This window comes from Mycobacterium pseudoshottsii JCM 15466 (assembly GCF_003584745.1).
Classification (GTDB): Bacteria; Actinomycetota; Actinomycetes; order Mycobacteriales; family Mycobacteriaceae; genus Mycobacterium; species Mycobacterium marinum.
Map to the genome: position 1 here is coordinate 4786386 of NZ_AP018410.1, position 17735 is coordinate 4804120.

Below are 17735 nucleotides of genomic sequence, written 5' to 3' on the forward strand. Positions count from 1 at the left end.
CGAGCGTCACGCCAGCGTGGCGGTCGTTTCCCACGGCCACCCTGGCGTGACGCTGGCCGCCGCAGGTCAGCCAGGCATGCCGATGGCCTTGGGCTCCATGTACTGGTGCAGCCCGGCAATTCCGCCGCCCTCCCGCCCCAGGCCGCTCTGCTTGAAGCCGCCGAACGGCGCGTCACCAGGACCGAAGCCGTTGACCGCGATCTGGCCGGTCCGGATCCGGCGGGCGACCCTGACGGCGCGGTCAGCGTCGCCACCCCACACGGCGCCAGACAGGCCGTACTGCGAATTGTTGGCGATCGCCACGGCGTCGTCGTCGTCGCGGTAGCGCAGCACGCTCAACACCGGCCCGAAAACTTCGTTTTGGGCGATGTGGGCGTCTGGTGTGACGCCTGGTAAGGATCGTCGGCTCGTAGTAGAAACCTGCCTCCGGCGTGGCCGGTCGCCTGCCACCGGCGGCCAGCGTGGCCCCATCCCGCAGCGCGCGGGCTACCTGGTCCTCGACCCGGCTGCGCTGAGCGGCGCTGATCAGCGGCCCCATCTGCACATCCGGATCGGCGGGATCACCCACCCGGACCGCACGGGCCAGCGCGACGAGCCGGTCAACGATCTCATCGTGCATCGCCTCGGGTAGCAGCAGCCGACTGTGCAAGATGCAGGCCTGCCCGGCATGCAGCAAGCAGGATTCGAACAACATTCGCGCCAGGAGTTCGTCACTGCACTCGGCGTCGTCCAAGACAATGCTGGCCGACTTCCCGCCACACTCGAGCAAGACGCGTTTCATCGTGCCGGCCGCCGCGGCCATCACCTCGCGACCGACCGCCGAACTCCCGGTGAAACTGACCATGTCGATACGGGGGTCGACGGCCAGCACCTTGCTGGCCTCGATGCCGCCGGGCGTGACGACGTTGACCACCCCGGGTGGGATATCGGTGTGCTCGTGGATGATTCGGGCCAGCGCCAGGCCCGCGAGCGGCGTGAGCGGGGACGGTTTGAGCACGACGGTATTGCCGCCGGCCAGCGCCCGGCTCAATTTCATGACGTTGAGGCTGTGCGGGAAGTTCCAAGGCGTCAGGATCGACACGACACCGAGCGGCTCATGGCACAGCACCGCGGCGCCGGACGCTGACTGAATGGGCTGATCGCCAAGTGTGCCCGCAAGATGACCCGCACGCCGGGCCGCGCTGGCCGAAGCGTCGATCTGCAACCGCCGCTCGTTGGCCGTGCAGCCCCATTCGACCTGAGACAGCGCAAAATACGCGTCGGCGTAGTCCTGCAGCGCGGCGCCCAACTGGGCAAGGCAATGGCCGCGCTCCTGGTGGGACATGGCCGGCCACGGGCCCGCGTCGAATGCGCGACGCGCGGCATCAACCGCATCGCCTACCTGGCTGACGCTCGCATCGGGTGCGGTCGCGATGACCATCCCCGTCGACGGTGACACGTCGTCGTAGCGGCCGTTTTCCGGTTCGACCCAACGCCCGTCGATATAGAGCTGATACGTATCGACCAGGGATTCCGGAAGTGCCCGCTCAGCCATCTGATTCCTAACCCGTAGGCGTCGGTCATATACGCACTTGGTGTACACCGCGGGCGTTCAGGCGTCAATGACCTCCCAGGATGAATCGCCACCAAATTCGATGATTTGCAGATGCATTGACACGCCGCCGGGCCCGGGAGTAGACACGACTCGGCAGACATATTGCGCAGATGTGTCCGATCAGCGGCGATCAGGGAGGTACCGGGTGGCGTGGGTACGGCGACCCGCCCGATGACCAGACGCCGTTCTGACGCGTCAACAAGTCAGGAGGACAACCGGGTGACTGACTCCGAAACCGAGTTTCTCTCCAGACTGCGCTCACTCGTCGGACAGCCGACAGGTGGAACGGGACGGCCCTCAGTGGCACCCGATCCGGTGAACCAGCCGATGATTCGGCACTGGGCGCATGCGCTCGACGACATGAATCCCGTCTACCTCGATCCGGAATTCGCGGCCGCATCCAGGTTTGGCGGCATCGTTTCACCGCCGGTCATGTTGCAGACGTGGACAATGCCGGCACCGAAGCTGGAAGGGATTCGGGAGCGTGGCGGCGCCCCCGTTGAGATCAAGACCAACCCAACCGCGTTCCTCGACGAGGCCGCCTACACCAGTACGGTGGCGGTGAACTCGGAGTTCGAGATCGAGCGCTACCCACGCCTGGGCGACCTGATCAGCGCGACGACGGTCTATGAGGAGGTCTCCGAGGAGAAGAAGACGGCACTGGGAACCGGCTTCTTCCTCACCTGGGTCACCACCCAGGGCTCCGGCGTTGTTGATTAGCAGGCTTGTGAGCTGGGTTGATGATCTTTGGTGCCGCGCTATTGGGGCCGGAGTGTAGGCACGGGCTATCTGGAGAACGATCGAGTTGGTTACTGTTCGTCGTTGGTCTGGAGTTGCCCGTGCCTACCGTTTCAGTATTGCCTGTGTCGTCGGTTCCAGAGGTGTTCGACTGCTGGAGTCCTGGTGAGCGCAGCGAGCTCATCGGATCGGAGTTTCTCGATGTGTTGGCCTCGGTGCCAGACCCGAGGGGCCCACGCGGTCGGAGGTATTCGCTGGTGGCTTTGTTGGCGATCGCGGTTCTGGCCACTGCCGCGGGGATGCGCGGCTATGCTGGTTTTGCCACATGGGCGGCCACCGCTCCCGATGATGTGTTGGCCCAATTAGGGGTCCGGTTCCGGCGGCCCAGTGAGAAGACCTTCCGCGCTGTTTTGTCTCGGCTAGACCCCGCCGACCTCAACGCCAGGATGGGCAGTTACTTCACTGCACACGTGGCCAGCAGCGACCCCAGTGGATTGGTGCCGATCGCGTTGGACGGCAAGATGCTGCGTGGTGCTTTACGCGCCAAAGCGACAGCCACGCATCTCGTGTCGGTGTTCGCCCACCGTGCCCGATTGGTGCTCGGTCAACTCGCTGTCGCCGAGAAAAGCAATGAAATTCCCTGCGTACGTGCCCTGCTCACGCTGCTGCCGGGTAGCTTGCGGTGGCTGGTCACCGTGGATGCGATGCATACCCAGGTCGTCACCGCGAAGTTGATCTGCGCCACCTTGAAGTCGCACTACCTGATGATCGTCAAGTCCAACCAAGCCAAAATACTTGCGCGTATCACCGCGCTGCCCTGGGCCGAGGTGCCCACAGCCGCTACCGACGACTCCCGCGGCCACGGCCGTGTCGAGACCCGCACCCCGCAAATCATCACCGCTGCACGAGGAATCGGCTTCCCCTACGCAAAACAAATCATCCGGATCACTCGTGAACGCTTGATCACCGCCACCGACCAGCGCAGCGTGGAGGTGGTCTATGCCATCTGCAGCCTGCCGTTCGAGCACGCCCGCCCTACCGCGATCATGACCTGGATGCGTCAACACTGGGGAATCGAGAACAGCCTGCACTGGATACGCGACGTCACCTTCGACGAAGACCGTCAAAGGGCACATACCGGAAACGGCGCACAGGTCCTAGCAACGCTACGCAACACCGCGATCAATCTGCACCGCCTCAACGGCGCCGACAACATCGCCGAAGCCTGCCGGATCACCGCTTTGACCGCCAACCGCCGCCTAGACCTCCTCAATCCACAATTCCCCAGCTCACAAGCCTGCTAATCAACAACGCCGGAGCCCTGGGTCACCACCTATGTCGACCAGCACGGGGAGGCGCTCGGGCGGCAGCGGTTCCGGGTGCTGCGATTCAGGCCCCAACGCTGATGGCCTCCCGACTGGCGCCGGCAATCAGCCCGGACACCGAGTTCTTCTGGCACGGGCTGCGCGAGCACAAACTGCTGATCCAACGCTGCGCCGAATGCGGGGAACTACGTCACCCGCCACGCCCCATGTGCCCCAAATGCCGCTGTCTGCACTGGGATACCGTCGAGTCTGGGGGCCTCGGCACCGTCTACAGCTTCGTGATGCCCCACCAACCGAGGTTTCCGTTCTTCGATTACCCGTACATCGTCGTGCTGGTCGAACTCGATGAGGGCGTCCGGCTGGTTTCGAACCTGTGTGGCATCGATCCGGCTGACGTCACGGTCGGGATGGCGGTCGAGGTGTTCTACCAAGACTTCGATGGGCCAGACGGAAGCTTTGTGCTGCATCAATTCCAGCCCGTCGCCCTTGACTCGGAGGCAGTTCGATGACCACTACCACCGGCCGCTACCAGACCCTTGGATGGAACGACATCGCCGTCGGCGACGCGGTGACTGCGTTGGAGATCCCGATCACCACAACGGTGATCGTCGCGGGGGCAATCGCGTCACGGGATTTCATGCCGGTACATCACGACCGCGACTACGCCAACAAGCAAGGCTCGCCGAATCTGTTCATGAACATCCTGACCACCAACGGGCTTTGCGTGCGTTTCCTCACCGACTGGGCCGGACCAGAAGCGATGGTCAAGAAACTGTCGATTCGCCTTGGCGTGCCCTGCTTTCCGGATGACCCGCTGCACTTCACCGGCAGCGTAACCGGCAAGTCGGCCGGTAAAGACGGGGAAAACTTCGTTGAAGTCACTTTCCAGGGCGCCAACAGCCTTGGCAATCACGTTTCCGGAACCGCGGTACTCAGCCTCCTCGCTGAGGCCCAGCCGTGACTGCCCCGCTGGCCGGTGCCGCAGCGATCGTGGGAATTGGCCAGACCGAGTTCTCCAAGGAGTCCGGGCGCAGCGAGTTGCAGCTGGCGTGCGAGGCGGTCAGCGCAGCCCTTGACGATGCCGGGGTGACACCCGGCGAGGTCGACGGCATGGTCACGTTCACGATGGACGCCAGCGACGAGATCGATGTCGCACGCAATGTGGGTATCGGTGACCTCAACTTCTTCAGCCGGGTACCGCACGGCGGCGGCGCCGCGGCCGGGACCGTGGCACACGCCGCGATGGCGGTGGCCACCGGGGTCGCCGAGGTGGTGGTGTGTTATCGCGCGTTCAACGAACGTTCCGGCATGCGGTTCGGGGGTAGCGGGCGCACCAGCACCGAAACCCCGCTCTTCATGGCCCATTATGCGCCCTTTGGACTGCTGACTCCCGCAGCATGGGTCGCGCTGCACGCACAGCGCTACATGTCGACTTATGGAGTCACCAACGAGGACTTCGGCCGGATCGCCGTCGTCGACCGTGCCCATGCGGCACGCAACCCCGACGCCTGGTTCTACCAGCGCCTGATCACGCTGGCCGACCATCAGAATTCGCGCTGGATCATCGAACCCGTACTGCGCCTGCTGGACTGCTACCAGGAAAGCGATGGCGGCGTCGCTCTGGTCGTGACGAGTACCGAGCGGGCGCGGGATCTGCGCCAGCCGGCGGCGGTCATCACCGCGGCCGCCCAGGGGGCGGCCGCCGAGGGCGAGATGATGACTAGCTACTACCGCGAGGACATCACCGGACTACCGGAGATGGGAGTGGTGGCCAAGCGTCTGTGGCGCGATTCGGGCCTCAAGCCTGCCGACATTCAAACCGCGTTCATCTACGACCATTTCACCCCGTTCGTATTCACCCAGCTCGAGGAACTCGGCTTCTGCGGACGCGGTGAGGCCAAGGAGTTCGCCACAGTGGAGAACCTGTCGCTGGGTGGGTTACTACCGATCAATACCAACGGCGGCCTGCTCGGCGAGGCCTACATCCATGGCATGAACGGCATAACCGAGGCGGTGCGTCAGGTGCGTGGGACTTCGCACAACCAGGTCGACCACGTCGAACACGTACTGGTCACCTCGGGAACCGGGGTACCGACCAGTGGACTGATTCTTGCCCCCGCCGGATGAGCTCGTGATGCCCCAGTCCGCCGCCCTGCCTCAGGCAACCGACACCCGCGAACTCATCATCGGGTCGGCGTATGTGTGCTTTCGCCGGCAGGGCTTTCAGAAGACCACGATTGTCGACATCGCCAGACTGGCGAACGTGTCTCGAAGCACCATCTACGAGTACTTCCGCGACAAGGCCGCCATCATGGAAGGCTGCGCCGAACGCGCTTCCGAACAGTTCTATCGCGAAATGTCCAAAGCGATGGACCGAGGTGGATCGCTGCAGGAAAAGCTCTGCCAAGCCGCCGTATTCGTGACTCAGTCCCGGCCGGCGATCGCTTCGGCCAAGTACTTCGACCAGGACGCGATCAGCCTGTTGCTGACCAAGGATTCCGCCGTGCTGCTGCGCGAATGCATCGACTTTTTCGCCCCTTACCTCGCCGCGGCCAAGCTCACCGCCGAGGTCCGTAAGGACCTCGACGTCCAGGCGGCCGCCGAATGGTTCGCGCGCATTTTGTTCTCGCTGTTCAGCACGCCATCACCGATACGCGACATGGATGACGCCCAGGCCGTCACCGAGTTCGTCCGCGCGCACGTGGTCGACGGATTCTCCGATAGCCGTTGGCGACCGGCCCGCGGCGTTTCGAAAGTACACTGACGGCTGCGAATACCCTCAGCGCGAGGTCATTTCACCAGTGCGCGCAGAAAGAAGCCGAGATTCGCCGGGCGTTCGGCCAGCCTGCGCATGAAGTAGCCGTACCACTGGGTACCAAACGGCACGTACACGCGCACCTGGCTACCGGCGCCGACCAGTCGCCACTGTTCCTCGTCACGAATGCCGTACAACATTTGGTATTCGAAATCGTTTGCGCTGCGCCCTGACTCGTGGGCCATACCGGCAACAGTGGCAATGATCTCCGGGTCGTGCGACGCAACCATGGGATACCCGGAACCTGCCATCAGTACCTGCAGGCACCTCAGATAGGAGTCGGTGACCTCGACCCGGTCGCGGTATGCCACCGATTCGGGTTCGTCATAAGCGCCCTTGCACAAGCGGACCCGGGCCCCCACCGACGCGAGCTCCTGACAGTCGTCGAGCGTGCGCCTCAGGCAGGCCTGAACAACGGTACCCAGCCAAGCAAAGTCGACACGTAGGTCGCCGGCGATGGACAACGTCGACTCGGTGGTCGTGTGGTCTTCGGCATCCACGGTGACCCAGACACCGACCTGCTCGGCCCGCTCGCAGATGGTGCGGGCGTTGTCCAACGCGATCTTCTGCCCGTCGCGTTCCAGAGCCTGCCCCAGGGCCGAAAGCTTGACCGACACCTCCAACGACCGCACTCCATCGCGCCCGGCATCGTTGCGCCGCCCCATCACGTCGAGCAAGTTCAGGTAGGCCCGAACCGTCTCGGCCGCGTCATCGACATCGGTGACGTTCTCGCCGAGATAGTCGATGCTGACGCAGCGGCCCGAATCACGCAGCGCACCAACAACGTCAAGGACACTGTCGACGGTCTCACCGGGCACAAAACGGCGCACCACTCGACGGGTTACCGACGAGTGTTCCAGGGTGCGCCGCAACCGGTCGGCCCGGCTGGCCGCGAGCATGGCGGGGCGGACCGTGTGGGCGAATAGGCGGGTCATCAGTCCGACTCCATGTGCGGGTAGGTGTGGTCGGTCGCCGGGACGAATGTCTCTTTGATGGTGCGTGTCGACGTCCAGCGCAACAGATTCTGTGGCGATCCAGCCTTGTCGTTGGTGCCCGAGCCGCGCGAGCCACCGAAGGGCTGGCGGCCAACGACCGCACCGGTCGGCTTGTCGTTGATGTAGAAGTTTCCTGCCGCGAACCTCAGCCGGTTCTGAGCGGTCAGCACGGCATTGCGGTCGTCGGCGATGACGGCGCCGGTCAGCGCATAGCGGGAGCCGGTGTCGATGACATCGAGGATCCGTTCGTACTGGTCGTCGGGGTATACGTGCAGCGACAGCACCGGTCCGAAGTACTCGGTCGCAAAGGACTCATCGGTCGGATCGTCGGATAGCAGCACGGTTGGTCGCACGAAATATCCAACGCTGTCGTCATATTCGCCCCCCACGGCGATGGTGACGCCGGCTGCGCCCTTCGCTCGTTCGATTGCGTCGACGTTCTTGATGAAGGCGCGGCGATCGATGAGTGCGCCACCAAAGTTGGACAGGTCGATGATGTCGCCGTATTTCAGCCCGGCGGCGGTGTCCAGGAAAGTGTCGCCCATCTGTTGCCAGACCGAGTGTGGGATGAATGCTCGCGATGCCGCCGAGCATTTCTGCCCCTGGTACTCGAAGGCACCCCGGATCAGCGCCGTAGCCACCACCTCCGGGCGCGCGGAGGAATGAGCGACCACAAAGTCCTTGCCGCCGGTCTCGCCGACCAACCGGGGGTAGCTCTGGTAGGAAGCGATGTTGGCGCCGACCTGTTGCCACAGGTGTTGGAAGGTCGCCGTCGACCCGGTGAAGTGGATGCCGGCCAGCCGCGGATCGGTCAGCGCGACATCCGAAACCGCCAGTCCGTCACCGGTGACCAGGTTGATCACCCCGGGCGGCAGTCCGGCGGCCTCGAGCGCCTGCATGGTCAGATAGGCCGCCAAGGTCTGGGTAACCGACGGCTTCCACACCACGGTGTTGCCCATCAGTGCCGGTGCGGTCGGCAAGTTCGCGGCGATCGCGGTGAAGTTGAACGGCGTGATCGCGTAGACGAAGCCTTCCAGTGGGCGGTGATCGGTGCGGTTCCACTCCCCCTTGGCGCTGACCGGTTGCTGGTCCAGGATCTGGCGAGCAAAAGCTACGTTGAAGCGCCAGAAGTCGACCAACTCGCACGGTGCGTCGATTTCGGCCTGGTATGCCGACTTCGACTGGCCGAGCATCGTTGCCGCCGCGATCTTTTCCCGCCATGGCCCGGCCAGCAGGTCGGCCGCCCGCAGGAAAACCCCGGCGCGCTCGTCGAACGGCATGGCGGCCCAGCCGTTCTTGGCGGCCATGGCGGCCTCTATTGCCGCCGTGGCGTCAGCGTGGACGGCGTTGGTCAAGGTGCCCAGCCGTTCGGCGTGCCGGTGTGGCTGCACGACGTCGATACGTTCGCCGTCGCCCATCCGGTGTTTACCGCCGATCACGTGCGGCAGGTCGATCGGCTGTTGCGCCAAAGCGATCAACTCGCTTTTCAGGCGAGACCGTTCGGGTGAGTGCGGCGCATAGCTGTGGACCGGCTTGTTGGCGGGAATCGGCACCTGGGTAATCGCGTCCATGCCTGCCAGCATCCCTGCCGGCAGGCTCGAATCGATTAGCCGATCGGACAAGATTGACGATCAGCACTAGTACTATCGGACAACATGGGAGTGGCTGGCGTCGGCTTGGGCCAACTACTGCTCGCCCTGGATGCGACGCTGGTCAGCCTGGTGGAAGCCCCGCGTGGCCTAGACCTTCCGGTGGCCTCGGCAGCCTTGGTCGATTCCGACGATGTGCGGCTGGGTCTGGCGGCGGCGGCTGGCTCGGCCGACATCTTTTTCCTGCTCGGTGTCACCGACCACGAAGCGTTGCGGTGGATCGACGGGCAGGCCGGGACCCCGGTGGCGATATTCGTCAAGCAACCGTCGGACGCGGTGGTGGCCAAGGCCGTCCGCTCCGGGGCAGCGGTGGTGGCGGTGGAGCCCCAGGCCCGCTGCGAGCGGCTGTACCGTCTGGTCAACCACGTACTCGAGCACCACGGGGACCGGACCACCGATGACTCGGGCACCGATTTGTTCGGCCTGGCCCAGTCGCTGGCCGACCGTATCCACGGCATGGTCAGCATCGAGGACGCTCAGTCTCACGTACTCGCCTATTCGGCTTCCAGCGACGAGGCCGACGAGCTGCGCCGGCTCTCCATTCTGGGGCGTGCGGGTCCACCCGAGCATCTCAAGCGGATCGGCGAGTGGGGCATCTTCGATGCGCTTCGCTCCGGCAGCGAGGTGGTGCGCGTGGCCGAGCGCCCCGTACTAGGCCTGCGTCCGCGATTGGCCATCGGTATTCATCAGCCACCGGTCGCCGCACGGCGCCCACCGGTGTTCGCCGGATCCATCTGGGTTCAACAAGGCTCCCAGCCGCTGGCCGAGGACGCCGACGAAGTGCTGCGCGGCGCGGCGGTTCTGGGCGCCCGCATCATGACACGCCTGGCATCGCGCCCATCCACGCACGCCCGGCGAGTGCAGCAGCTACTGGGCCTAGCCGATCCTGACCCCACCGCGGCACCCGCGGACGTCACCGCCATCGCGCGCGAACTCGGTCTATCCGCTGACGGAAACGCCGCCCTGATCGGGTTCGACACCATCGAAGCCGACGACAAGCAGTCCCGTCTCGCCGATGTACTAGCGCTGAGTGCAAGCGCATTTCGGCGCGACGCCCAAGTCGGCACCAATGGATCGCGCATCTACGTCGTGCTGCCGCAGACCGCGACCGCGCGTTCACTGACCTCCTGGGTTCGCGGCACCATCAGCGCGCTGCGCAGCGAGCTGGGGGTGGAGTTGCGGGCAACCATCGCCGCACCGGTTGCGGGCCTGGATGGACTTGCCTCGGCGCGTGTCGAAGTGGATCGCGTGCTGGACAGCGCCGAGCGCCACCCCATTTCGATCGGTCGGGTGACCTCACTGGCCGAAGCACGCACCACCGTGCTGCTTGACGAGATCGTCACCCTGGTCGGCAACGATGCACGGCTGATAGATCCCCGGATACCCGACCTGCGCGCCAAGGATCCAGTGCTGGCCGACACGTTGCGTGTCTATCTCGACAGCTTCGGCGATATCGGCCTAGCCGCGCAGTCACTGCAGGTACATCCCAACACCGTTCGCTACCGCATTCGGCGCGTCGAGAAGCTGTTGTCAACCTCCTTCGCCGATCCCGATGTACGGCTGGTCTTTTCGCTGGGCTTACGGGCTACCGACCGCTCCAGTTAGCCAACTGCGGTCGCATACAAGAGTAATCTTCAGCGTGAACCCAATTTTCGCCCTTGCCGCGGATTTGCCACGCGTTAGTCTTCCTTCGTGGCAGATAGCCCGTCGTCGTATCTGGTTCTAGCCTCCCAGCGCAGCGGCAGCACGCTGTTGGTCGAATCATTGCGCGCCACCGGCGTCGCCGGCGAGCCTCAGGAGTTCTTTCAGTATCTGCCCACCACCAGCCAGCCTCCACAGCCGCGCGAGTGGTTCGCCGGCGTCGAGGACGCCTCGATCCTGCGCCTGCTCGATCCACTGGACGAAGGTAAGCCGGATCTGGCGCCGCCCGAAATCTGGCGTGACTACGTCCGCACCGTAGGGCGAACACCCAACGGGGTCTGGGGCGGCAAACTGATGTGGAATCAGACTCCCCTGCTGCTGAACCGGGCAAGGCAGCTCCCGAATCGATCGGGCGACGGGCTGTCGGCCGCGATCCGCGACGTGATCGGCGAGAACCCCCTCCTGGTCTATGTCTACCGTCCCGATGTGGTGTCGCAGGCAGTGTCGTTCTGGCGCGCGGTACAGACCGGAGTCTGGCGAGGCCACCCCGACCCGGCACGCGACGCTCGTGCCAGCTATCACGCCGGCGCGATCGCCCATGTGGTGAGCATGCTCCGCGCGCAGGAACAGGGTTGGCGAAGCTGGTTCGCCGAAGAGGGCATTGCACCGATGGAGATCTCCTACCCGGTGCTGTGGCGCAATCTAACCGAGCTGGTCGGCAACATCCTGGAAGCGTTGGGGCTCGACGCACGGCTGGCGCCCACCGCACCGCTGGTTCGACAAGCCAACGAACGTTCCGACGAGTGGGTGGACCGCTATCGCGCAGATGCCGAAAGAGCGGGCCTACCCACGTAGCCCCCGACATCAACCTTCAGCGGCCACCTCGGCCCCTGAGCGCGTCCGCAATTGATTAAGTACGGCAGCACATTTCACCCACACAATGGCGAGCGCTACCACCCCGACGCGGAGTTGCGGCACGACGCGGCCATCGTCGATCGCACCGTAGCCGCGCCCTGCCCGGAAAGCCACACCCACAGTTTGGAGATACCGATGAAGTCAGCTGGAAGTCTGCTGTGCATCCCCCCGGTCGAGTTGTCGAAGTACCATAGCTTGGTTTAATTGTCAACCTATAGCTTCAAGGACGTTATAAAGGTGCGCCGGGGCGATTGCGGCGCATAACGGCGGTGGGGCTCGCCATAACCGCCCGTCGCGAAAGCGATGGCCAACGGCCCCTGCGGAACAGTCAATACGTGGCTGCCAATTGTGCAGCCACCTGTGAGGCGGGGAAGGGGGCCTTGTGACCGTTGGTTTTTCATACTCGACTACGGTCGGCACCGCGTCGCACTTGCGCCGGCCCCCTCGCACAACTTCGGCTCGCACGACTTCGGCAAGCAGCTCTACTGCCGCGAATTCGGCGGCGATTTATACTGCCGTCAAGCAATTCATGCAACTCCCGTGCGGGACAACGCCTGCCCACGTGCGCATTCCCCGGGTTCCCGTCGCTGAGACCGACGCCAACCCGCTGGACGCTCGATTGCCTTTCGGCGCGGCACAGCCCAAGGCAAGCACCCCGGCATCGCCGATCGCCGTCCACCATCAACCCGAAAGGTTCGCAGCCTATGGCGCGCTCGCGCATCACTGACTGGCATCCAGAAGACACGGTGGCCTGGGCAAACGGGAACTATGCGATTGCCCGCCGGAACCTGACCTGGTTAGTCCTCAATGCGCACATCGCCTTTTCGGTTTGGTACCTCTGGTCGGTGATGGTGCTGTTCATGCCGCAGTCCATCTACGGTTTCACCACCGGCGACAAGCTACTGCTGGACGCCACCGCATCATTGGTCGGAGCGCTGGTGCGCATCCCATATGCGATGGCGGCCAACTGGTTTGGCGGAAGCACCTGGACCACAATCTCCTCACTTGTGCTGTTGATCCCCACCCTCGGAACCATCGTGCTGCTGGCTCACCCGGGCCTGCCGCTGTGGCCCTACCTCGTGTGTGCCGCGTTCACCGGTTTAGGGGGCGGCAACTATTCGGGTTCACTGGCCAAGGTCGACGGCCTTTTTCCGCAACGACTCAAGGGCATTGTGCTCGGCTTGACCGGCGGCATGGCCAACCTCGGATCTGCCGCCGTCCAGATGGTCGGACTCGTTGTCCTGGCCACCGCGGGCCACGCGGCTCCCTATTGGGTATGCGCAATCTATTTGGTGCTGCTGACCATTGGCGGCATCGGTGCGGCATTGTTCATGGACGACGTGGTAGCCCACCGCACCGGTCTGTCGTTGAACAACCTGCGGTCGATTCTCACCGTGCCCGATTCGTGGACGATCTCGCTGCTCTACATGTGCGCGTCGGGCTCGTTCCTCGGCTTCACGTTCGCGTTCGGCCAGGTGCTGCAGCACAACTTCGCGGCAGCCGGGGAAACCCAGGCGCATGCGTCACTGCACGCCGCCCAAATCGCGTTCATCGGTCCCCTGTTGGGCTCACTGGCAAGGATCGTCGGGGGCAAGCTCAGCGATCGCTTTGGCGGTGGTCACGTCACTCTCACCGTCTTCTCTGCGGCGATCCTGGCCGGCGGATTCTTGGTCGGCGTCAGCATCTACGCCGACGCGGCGGAGGAGCGCGGCGATCCGGTGACCGGCTTCATGATGGCCGGATACATCGTGGGCTTTATCGCGCTGTTCATCGTCTGCGGAGCGGGCAAGGGCGCGGTGTACAAGCTGATTCCGTCGGTGTTCGAGGAACGCAGCCGCGGGCTGAGCCTGAACGCTGCCCAACGCCACCACTGGGCACGAGTCCGGTCCGGAGCCCTGATCGGGTTCGCCGGTTCCTTCGGCGCGTTGGGCGGGGTCGGGATCAACATGGCACTGCGGCAGTCCTACGTCAGCACCGGCACGGAAACGCCCGCATTCTGGATCTTCTTCGCGTGTTATATCGGCGCGGCCATCCTGACCTGGGTGCGCTACGTGCGGCCGACGGAAACCGCCGCCGGTGCGGCGGGCCGGCCCGCTCCACTTCCGGCATCCGCACCCAGGGCTCCGGCGTTGTTGATTAGCAGGCTTGTGAGCTGGGTTGATGATCTTTGGTGCCGCGCTATTGGGGCCGGAGTGTAGGCACGGGCTATCTGGAGAACGATCGAGTTGGTTACTGTTCGTCGTTGGTCTGGAGTTGCCCGTGCCTACCGTTTCAGTATTGCCTGTGTCGTCGGTTCCAGAGGTGTTCGACCGCTGGAGTCCTGGTGAGCGCAGCGAGCTCATCGGATCGGAGTTTCTCGATGTGTTGGCCTCGGTGCCAGACCCGAGGGACCCACGCGGTCGGAGGTATTCGCTGATGGCTTTGTTGGCGATCGCGGTTCTGGCCACTGCCGCGGGGATGCGCGGCTATGCTGGTTTTGCCACATGGGCGGCCACCGCTCCCGATGATGTGTTGGCCCAATTAGGGGTCCGGTTCCGGCGGCCCAGTGAGAAGACCTTCCGCGCTGTTTTGTCTCGGCTAGACCCCGCCGACCTCAACGCCAGGATGGGCAGTTACTTCACTGCACACGTGGCCAGCAGCGACCCCAGTGGATTGGTGCCGATCGCGTTGGACGGCAAGATGCTGCGTGGTGCTTTACGCGCCAAAGCGACAGCCACGCATCTCGTGTCGGTGTTCGCCCACCGTGCCCGATTGGTGCTCGGTCAACTCGCTGTCGCCGAGAAAAGCAATGAAATTCCCTGCGTACGTGCCCTGCTCACGCTGCTGCCGGGTAGCTTGCGGTGGCTGGTCACCGTGGATGCGATGCATACCCAGGTCGTCACCGCGAAGTTGATCTGCGCCACCTTGAAGTCGCACTACCTGATGATCGTCAAGTCCAACCAAGCCAAAATACTTGCGCGTATCACCGCGCTGCCCTGGGCCGAGGTGCCCACAGCCGCTACCGACGACTCCCGCGGCCACGGCCGTGTCGAGACCCGCACCCTGCAAATCATCACCGCTGCACGAGGAATCGGCTTCCCCTACGCAAAACAAATCATCCGGATCACTCGTGAACGCTTGATCACCGCCACCGACCAGCGCAGCGTGGAGGTGGTCTATGCCATCTGCAGCCTGCCGTTCGAGCACGCCCGCCCTACCGCGATCATGACCTGGATGCGTCAACACTGGGGAATCGAGAACAGCCTGCACTGGATACGCGACGTCACCTTCGACGAAGACCGTCAAAGGGCGCATACCGGAAACGGCGCACAGGTCCTAGCAACGCTACGCAACACCGCGATCAATCTGCACCGCCTCAACGGCGCCGACAACATCGCCGAAGCCTGCCGGATCACCGCTTTGACCGCCAACCGCCGCCTAGACCTCCTCAATCCACAATCCCCCAGCTCACAAGCCTGCTAATCAACAACGCCGGAGCCCTGAATAAACCCCCAAGCTGCGACAATGACGGCCGATAATCCGGGGGCAAATATCTTGGGTGCCGCGCCAACGGCAGGCTCGCAAAGTCGAATGGGCAGCGTGGTGCTGTGCAACGGGCGCCGCGCATTCAGGATGCCCCGTCCCGCCTTCGGCGGTTAGCGGCCGAGATCTGCTGCCCTCGCGGGGGCACCACACCCGCTGGACACTGGCCGACTGCCCGAAAGTAGCTTCTAAACATAATGATTCGGCAGTCCACATGGTTCGCGGGCACTGTCAATCGGCCGCCTATTGGGTACCAGCGCTGGCCGAACGGACCAGCGGCAACCACCAGGCACCGGCGCGCATCCGGGACGTGACGATCATCCTGAACCCTAAGTTGAGCAGCTATGAATACAATGAATGAATTGACAACATTCAACGAAAAAATCATCATGTGGCGAATTAATTAGACTGAAAAACTTTGGTCATATGAATTTTCCGTTAATGGCAGTGCGGACGTCTTGATTGTGGATAAGCTGCAGCAGTCCGGGCCATCAAGACACTCGGGGGCTGGCTCGAACAGACAAACGTTTGCGGAGGTGTTGGATGTCTTTCGTATTCGCAGTGCCAGAAACTATGGCGGCGGTGACCTCGGAATTGGCGACCATTGGGTCAAACCTCGAGATGGCCAACGCGGCGGCGGCCCTGCCCACGACCGGCCTGCTGGCAGCCGGCGCCGACGAAGTGTCAGCCGCCATCGCGGCGCTGTTCGACGAGCATGCCCTGGGGTATCAGACAATCAGCGCGCAGGCTTCGGCCTTCCATGCCCGGTTCATGTCGGCGCTCAACACCGGGGCCGGGGCGTATGCGGCCGCCGAGGCCGCCAATTCATCTCCATTGCAGGCCCTACAAGACCTGACGCTCAACGCGATCAATGCGCCCGCGCAGTCGCTGTTCGGCCGGCCGCTGATCGGTGACGGCGCCAACGCCACGACGCCGGGCGGTAACGGTGGTGCCGGCGGAATCCTGTGGGGTAACGGCGGGGCCGGCGCGACCGGGGCCGCCGGGCAGACCGGCGGCAATGGCGGCGCCGCCGGGTTTATCGGCAACGGTGGGGCCGGTGGGGCCGGCGGCGCGGGTGCCACCGGCGGCGTCGGCGGATCCGGCGGGATGCTGTTCGGCAATGGTGGTGCGGGCGGAAACGGCGGGACCGCGATGGTGGTCGGCGGCACCGGCGGCAACGGCGGGGCGGGCGGCAGCGCCGGACTGTTCGGCGCCGGTGGCGCCGGCGGGCAGGGCGGACAGGGTGCACAAGGTCCCGACGCCGTCAATCCCGGCCCGGTATCCCCGACCGGTCAGGCAACCTCGGGCACGGGCGGCGAGGTAGGAGAAAACGGCGGTCCGGGTGATTCAAGCACCGTGACCGGGGTAGAGGGCGGCGACGGCGGCTCCGGCGGCCAGGGCAGCCCCGGCACATCGACGGCATCGGGAGGTACCGGCGGCGACGGTGGCCTCGCCGGAGACGGCGGCCCCGGCGCGCTCGGCGGCACCGGCGGCGGTGGCGGCAATGGCGGCGCCGGTGCCAACAACTTTTCGGGTGGGTCCGCAACATCGGGGGGCGCCGGCGGTGACGGCAATAACGGTGGCGCCGGCGGCGACGGCGACGGCGGCAACGGCGGTAGCGGCGGCACCACCACGTCCAAGATCTCCAACGCCGGCTCGGGCGCCAACGGCGGCGACGGCGGCGACGGCGGCGCCGGTGCGGTGGGCGGTACCGGCGGCAACGGCGGCAAAGGCGGCGACAGCGGTAGTGGTGGCTTCTTCACTCCCAGCCCCGGCACTGGCGGTGCCGGCGGCGACGGTGGCCATGGCGGTTCCGGCAGCAACGGGCAAGCGGGCGGTAGCGGTGGCCAGGGCGGAGCCGGCGGGAACGGCGGACTGCTGGCCGGCGATGGCGGCGCCGGCGGCGCCGGCGGCCTGGGCGGCCAAGGCGGAGCGGCCGCAGCTGGTGCCAATGGCGGCGTAGCGGGCAACGGCGGCAACGGCGGCCACGGCCCATTCGGCGAGAAGATTCCCGCGGGAGGTAGCGGCGGCGATGGCGGCACCGGCGGTGACGGCGGGCTGGGTGGTGACGGTGGCGCCGGCGGACAGGGCGGTGCAGGCGGCCGCGCCGGTCTGCTGGCCGGTCTTGGCGGCGCCGGCGGCGACGGCGGCCTCGGTGGGACCGGCGGGGTGGGCGGCGACGGCGCACAAGACGGCCTCGGCGGCAACGGCGGCGTGCGCAACAGCGACAACCTGTCCTACGACGGCATTATTGGCAACGGGGGAACCGGCGGCAACGGCGGAGTCGGCGGCCACGGTGGCGATGGCGGCGCCGGCGGCGAGGGCGGTTCGGGCAGCCTGCTAGGCGGCGCCGGTAGCGCTGGCAGCAACGCCGCCGGGGGCTCCGGCGGAACTGGTGGCCTGCGCGGGCAGGGGGGTGACCCCGGATCGAGCGGGCGTGCGGGCACCGGAAGTGCGGGCGCCGACGGCATGAACGGGACCGACGGGGGACCCGGTGATCCCGGCGGCATGGCCTGATACCTGCCGAGCGCGCACCCCGCA

Annotated in this window: 13 protein-coding genes and 1 pseudogene; 11 read left to right on the forward strand and 3 right to left on the reverse strand. The window is 65.1% G+C overall.

Annotated features, from left to right (window positions below):
• Positions 1-66 precede the first annotated feature (66 nt).
• Positions 67-1534: pseudogene (locus tag MPSD_RS21695) on the reverse strand (aldehyde dehydrogenase family protein).
• A 279-nt stretch (positions 1535-1813) separates the two neighbouring features.
• Between MPSD_RS21695 and MPSD_RS21700 the strand changes: the two are divergent.
• The 6 genes from MPSD_RS21700 to MPSD_RS21730 all read left to right on the forward strand — a co-directional run bounded on the left by MPSD_RS21700 (position 1814) and on the right by MPSD_RS21730 (position 6421).
• Positions 1814-2314 carry an FAS1-like dehydratase domain-containing protein gene (locus MPSD_RS21700; protein WP_086085873.1) on the forward strand — a complete coding sequence of 167 codons (501 nt, stop codon included), beginning with the start codon at positions 1814-1816 and terminating at the stop codon, positions 2312-2314.
• A gap of 119 nt (positions 2315-2433) precedes the next feature.
• The gene (locus tag MPSD_RS21710) at positions 2434-3636 is read left to right on the forward strand and encodes an ISAs1-like element IS2404/ISMul1 family transposase (protein ID WP_420811959.1); all 1203 of its coding nucleotides are present in this window, start codon (positions 2434-2436) and stop codon (positions 3634-3636) included.
• Between the two features lie 101 nt (positions 3637-3737).
• Entirely contained in the window at positions 3738-4166 is a 429-nt protein-coding gene (locus MPSD_RS21715) for a Zn-ribbon domain-containing OB-fold protein (protein ID WP_015356809.1), read from the forward strand.
• A complete protein-coding gene (locus tag MPSD_RS21720; protein WP_012395818.1) occupies positions 4163-4618 on the forward strand; it encodes a MaoC family dehydratase in 456 nt (151 codons plus the stop codon). Before MPSD_RS21715 ends, MPSD_RS21720 begins: the two co-directional genes overlap by 4 nt.
• Positions 4615-5784: a lipid-transfer protein gene (locus MPSD_RS21725; protein ID WP_020786320.1), complete on the forward strand. Its 1170-nt coding sequence runs from the start codon at positions 4615-4617 to the stop codon at positions 5782-5784. The genes MPSD_RS21720 and MPSD_RS21725 overlap by 4 nt, the downstream gene beginning before the upstream one ends.
• A 7-nt stretch (positions 5785-5791) precedes the next feature.
• Positions 5792-6421: a TetR/AcrR family transcriptional regulator gene (locus MPSD_RS21730; protein WP_036427182.1), complete on the forward strand. Its 630-nt coding sequence runs from the start codon at positions 5792-5794 to the stop codon at positions 6419-6421.
• 26 nt (positions 6422-6447) lie between these two features.
• On the opposite strand, the gene MPSD_RS21735 is transcribed toward MPSD_RS21730, so the two are convergent.
• The gene (locus MPSD_RS21735; protein WP_020786318.1) at positions 6448-7407 is read right to left on the reverse strand and encodes a proline dehydrogenase family protein; all 960 of its coding nucleotides are present in this window, start codon (positions 7405-7407) and stop codon (positions 6448-6450) included.
• Positions 7407-9038, reverse strand: a complete 1632-nt coding sequence (pruA, locus tag MPSD_RS21740) for an L-glutamate gamma-semialdehyde dehydrogenase (protein ID WP_086085856.1) — start codon at positions 9036-9038, stop codon at positions 7407-7409. The genes MPSD_RS21735 and pruA overlap by 1 nt, the downstream gene beginning before the upstream one ends.
• Positions 9039-9122: 84 nt before the next feature.
• On the opposite strand from pruA, the gene MPSD_RS21745 reads away from it, so the two are divergent.
• The 5 genes from MPSD_RS21745 to MPSD_RS21780 all read left to right on the forward strand — a co-directional run bounded on the left by MPSD_RS21745 (position 9123) and on the right by MPSD_RS21780 (position 17711).
• Positions 9123-10721, forward strand: coding sequence for a PucR family transcriptional regulator (locus tag MPSD_RS21745; protein WP_086085855.1), 1599 nt, complete (start codon positions 9123-9125; stop codon positions 10719-10721).
• An 87-nt stretch (positions 10722-10808) separates the two neighbouring features.
• Entirely contained in the window at positions 10809-11612 is an 804-nt protein-coding gene (gene stf0 / locus MPSD_RS21750) for a trehalose 2-sulfotransferase (protein WP_020786315.1), read from the forward strand.
• Between the two features lie 764 nt (positions 11613-12376).
• Entirely contained in the window at positions 12377-13870 is a 1494-nt protein-coding gene (locus tag MPSD_RS21760; RefSeq protein ID WP_119571744.1) for an MFS transporter, read from the forward strand.
• Positions 13871-13931: 61 nt separating this feature from the next.
• Positions 13932-15134, forward strand: coding sequence for an ISAs1-like element IS2404/ISMul1 family transposase (locus MPSD_RS21770; RefSeq protein ID WP_420811852.1), 1203 nt, complete (start codon positions 13932-13934; stop codon positions 15132-15134).
• Between the two features lie 603 nt (positions 15135-15737).
• Entirely contained in the window at positions 15738-17711 is a 1974-nt protein-coding gene (locus MPSD_RS21780; protein WP_086085478.1) for a PE family protein, read from the forward strand.
• The last annotated feature ends 24 nt before the right edge of the window (positions 17712-17735 follow it).

Coding starts and splice junctions, on each gene's coding strand:
- pruA (WP_086085856.1), bottom strand. CDS start 9,038: ATGGACGCGATTACCCAGGTGCCGATTCCCGCCAACAAGCCGGTCCAC.
- MPSD_RS21720 (WP_012395818.1), top strand. CDS start 4,163: ATGACCACTACCACCGGCCGCTACCAGACCCTTGGATGGAACGACATC.
- MPSD_RS21780 (WP_086085478.1), top strand. CDS start 15,738: ATGTCTTTCGTATTCGCAGTGCCAGAAACTATGGCGGCGGTGACCTCG.
- MPSD_RS21760 (WP_119571744.1), top strand. CDS start 12,377: ATGGCGCGCTCGCGCATCACTGACTGGCATCCAGAAGACACGGTGGCC.
- MPSD_RS21730 (WP_036427182.1), top strand. CDS start 5,792: ATGCCCCAGTCCGCCGCCCTGCCTCAGGCAACCGACACCCGCGAACTC.
- MPSD_RS21715 (WP_015356809.1), top strand. CDS start 3,738: ATGGCCTCCCGACTGGCGCCGGCAATCAGCCCGGACACCGAGTTCTTC.
- MPSD_RS21745 (WP_086085855.1), top strand. CDS start 9,123: ATGGGAGTGGCTGGCGTCGGCTTGGGCCAACTACTGCTCGCCCTGGAT.
- MPSD_RS21735 (WP_020786318.1), bottom strand. CDS start 7,407: ATGACCCGCCTATTCGCCCACACGGTCCGCCCCGCCATGCTCGCGGCC.